Here is a 3,313-nt window from a genome sequence, read left to right as displayed (position 1 = left end):
GAGTTGCGTCTGCCCGGCTACCGTCCGGTCACCAAACCGCACGGCAAGCAGGTGCGCGAGGCCGCCAGGATGATCCTGGAGTCCAAGGCGCCGGTGCTCTACGTCGGTGGCGGCGTCATCAAGTCCGACGCCTCGGCCGAGCTGCTCGAGCTCGCCGAGCTGACCGGCATCCCGGTGGTCACCACCCTGATGGCGCGTGGCGCGTTCCCCGACAGCCACACCCTGAACATGGGCATGCCCGGCATGCACGGCACCGTCGGCGCCGTGGCCGCCCTGCAGCGCTCGGACCTGCTGATCACCCTCGGCGCCCGCTTCGACGACCGGGTCACCGGTCAGTTGGACTCCTTCGCGCCCGACGCGAAGGTCATCCACGCCGACATCGACCCGGCCGAGATCGGCAAGAACCGCCACGCCGACGTCCCGATCGTGGGCGACGCGCGCGAGGTGATCGTCGAGCTGATCGAGACCCTCAAGGCCGACCCGCAGTCCGGCGCGGCCCCGCTGCTCGATCTCACCGAATGGTGGGCCTACCTCAGCGACATCCGCGACAACTACCCGCTGGGCTGGAAGACGCCCAGCGACGGTTCGCTGTCGCCGGAGTTCGTCATCGAGGCGCTGGGCCGCCTGGCCGGCCCCGAGGCGGTGTACTGCGCTGGCGTCGGCCAGCACCAGATGTGGGCCGCGCAGTTCATCAAGTACGAGAACCCGCGTACCTGGTTGAACTCCGGTGGTCTCGGCACCATGGGCTACGCCGTCCCGGCCGCCATGGGCGCCAAGATGGGCGCACCGGAGAAGGAAGTCTGGGCGGTCGACGGTGACGGCTGCTTCCAGATGACCAACCAGGAGCTGGCCACCTGTGCGATCGAGGGCGTGCCGATCAAGGTCGCGCTGATCAACAACGGCAACCTCGGCATGGTCCGCCAGTGGCAGACCCTGTTCTACGAACAGCGCTACTCCAACACCGATCTGGGCACGCACACCCTGCGCATCCCCGACTTCGTCAAGCTGGCCGAGGCGCTGGGCTGCGTCGGCATCCGCGTGGAGAAGGAAGACGAGGTCGAGGCCGCGATCCGGCAGGCGCAGGAGATCACCGACCGTCCGGTCGTGATCGACTTCATCGTCGGCAAGGACGCCCAGGTGTGGCCGATGGTCGCCGCGGGCACCAGCAACGACGAGATCATGTTCGCCCGCGGCATCCGCCCGCTCTTCGACGAGGACGAGTCGGTCTCCGAACCGGCCGTCATCCACGAGGCGATGGAGCGCGAGCAGGCGGCATTCGAGAAGGGTTCCGAGGCATGAGCACCACCCACACCCTGAGCGTTCTCGTCGAGGACAAGCCGGGCGTGCTGGCGCGAGTCGCGAGCCTGTTCTCGCGCCGTGGCTTCAATATCGAGTCGCTGGCCGTCGGTGGCACCGAGATCCCCGAGATCTCGCGCATGACCATCGTCGTGACCGTCGACGATCTGCCGCTCGAGCAGGTCACCAAGCAGCTCAACAAGCTGATCAACGTCATCAAGATCGTGGAGCAGGACGCCGACGCCTCGGTGGCCCGCGAGCTGATCCTGGTGAAGGTGCGCGCCGACGCGTCGGTGCGCACGCAGGTGATCGAGGCCGTGCAGTTGTTCCGCGCCAAGGTGATCGACGTCTCGCCCGACGCGCTGACCATCGAGGCCACCGGCACCCGGTCCAAGCTGGATGCCCTGCTGCGCATGGTCGAACCGTTCGGCATCCGCGAGATCGTGCAGTCGGGCGTGGTCGCAGTCGGACGCGGTCCGAAGTCGATCACGGCCACCCGCTAACTTTTACCCACCAGAAATTATCCAGAAGGGACTCCACAGTGGCAGTCGAGATGTTCTACGACGACGACGCTGACCTGTCGATCATCCAGGGCCGCAAGGTCGCCGTGATCGGCTACGGCAGCCAGGGCCACGCGCACTCGCTGAGCCTGCGCGACTCCGGTGTCGACGTGCGCGTCGGCCTCGCTGAGGGTTCGAAGTCGCGGCCGAAGGCCGAAGAGGCCGGTCTGACCGTCGGCACCCCCGCCGAGGTTTCGGAGTGGGCCGACGTGATCATGGTGCTGGCGCCCGACACCGCGCAGGCGTCGATCTTCACCAACGACATCGAGCCGAACCTGAAGGACGGCGACGCGCTGTTCTTCGGCCACGGCCTCAACATCCACTTCGGTCTGATCAAGGCTCCGGCCAACGTCACCGTCGCGATGGTCGCCCCGAAGGGCCCCGGCCACCTGGTGCGCCGTCAGTTCGCCGACGGCAAGGGCGTCCCGGCCCTGATCGCCGTCGACCAGGACCCGACCGGCGAGGGCCAGGCCCTGGCGCTGTCCTACGCCAAGGGCATCGGCGGCACCCGCGCCGGCGTCATCAAGACCACCTTCAAGGAAGAGACCGAGACCGACCTCTTCGGTGAGCAGGCCGTGCTCTGCGGTGGCACCGAGGAACTGGTCAAGACCGGTTTCGAGGTCATGGTCGAGGCGGGCTACGCCCCCGAGATGGCCTACTTCGAGGTCCTGCACGAGCTGAAGCTGATCGTCGACCTCATGTACGAGGGCGGCATCGCGCGCATGAACTACTCGGTGTCCGACACCGCGGAGTTCGGTGGCTACCTGTCCGGTCCGCGCGTCATCGACGCCGGTACCAAGGAGCGCATGAAGGCGATCCTGGCCGACATCCAGTCCGGCGAGTTCACCCGCCGCCTGGTCGCCAACGTCGAGAACGGCAACACCGAGCTCGAGGGCCTGCGCAAGGCGAACGCCGAGCACCCCATCGAGGTCACCGGCGCCAAGCTGCGCAGCCTGATGAGCTGGGTCGACCGCCCGATCACCGAGACCGCGTAGGTTCTCGCTGTTCGTTCCGAAGGGCCCGTTCGCCACGCGCGAGCGGGCCCTTCGGCTTTCAGGCGGGTAGCCTGGACGGGTGACGGAAGGTACACCTGCTCAGCGGCTCCGGCTTGCGTTGGAGATGTCCGAGTTCGGAGTGCAGATCTATCGCACCCGGATGCGACGGACCTATCCGGGGGCGTCTGCTTCCGAAATCGAAGGCATGGTTCACTCCTGGCTGCTGTCTCGCCCCGGTGCACCATCGGGCGACGCGGTCGGTCACCCATCCCAGCGTTTCGCGTGAACGTACTCGAGGCTGCGTTGCGGCGTGCCAGAGCAGACGTCGACAAACTCGGCTATCGATGGGCTCTGGTCGGTGGGTTTGCCGTGTCGGCCCGGTCGATACCCCGGTTCACCCATGACATCGACTTGGCCATCGCCGTGGCCGACGACAGCGACGCGGAAGCCATGGTGCGCAGC

5 protein-coding genes are annotated in these 3,313 nt (G+C 67.2%); all 5 read left to right on the top strand.

The window, feature by feature from the left end; translation table 11 throughout:
* Positions 1 to 1,299, top strand: a 1,299-nt coding sequence (locus ACFWPJ_RS28525; protein ID WP_378855946.1) for a thiamine pyrophosphate-dependent enzyme, incomplete at its 5' end; no start/stop codon positions are given.
* Positions 1,296 to 1,799, top strand: coding sequence for an acetolactate synthase small subunit (ilvN, locus tag ACFWPJ_RS28520; protein WP_189024559.1), 504 nt, complete (start codon positions 1,296 to 1,298; stop codon positions 1,797 to 1,799). The genes ACFWPJ_RS28525 and ilvN, both read left to right, overlap by 4 nt.
* 50 nt (positions 1,800 to 1,849) lie before the next feature.
* Positions 1,850 to 2,851 carry a ketol-acid reductoisomerase gene (gene ilvC, locus ACFWPJ_RS28515; RefSeq protein WP_355282871.1) on the top strand — a complete coding sequence of 334 codons (1,002 nt, stop codon included), beginning with the start codon at positions 1,850 to 1,852 and terminating at the stop codon, positions 2,849 to 2,851.
* Between the two features lie 79 nt (positions 2,852 to 2,930).
* Positions 2,931 to 3,137 (top strand): hypothetical protein, encoded by a 207-nt coding sequence (locus tag ACFWPJ_RS28510; protein WP_378855944.1) that lies wholly within the window; start codon positions 2,931 to 2,933, stop codon positions 3,135 to 3,137.
* On the top strand, positions 3,134 to 3,313 hold a 180-nt coding region (locus ACFWPJ_RS28505; RefSeq protein WP_378855942.1), incomplete at its 3' end, for a nucleotidyl transferase AbiEii/AbiGii toxin family protein. The genes ACFWPJ_RS28510 and ACFWPJ_RS28505, both read left to right, overlap by 4 nt.

The organism is Nocardia sp. NPDC058497, assembly GCF_042720195.1.
Taxonomy (GTDB): Bacteria; Actinomycetota; Actinomycetes; order Mycobacteriales; family Mycobacteriaceae; genus Nocardia.
The sequence above is the reverse complement of the archived record's forward strand: the minus strand, read 5'-3'. Positions and strand labels throughout refer to the sequence as shown.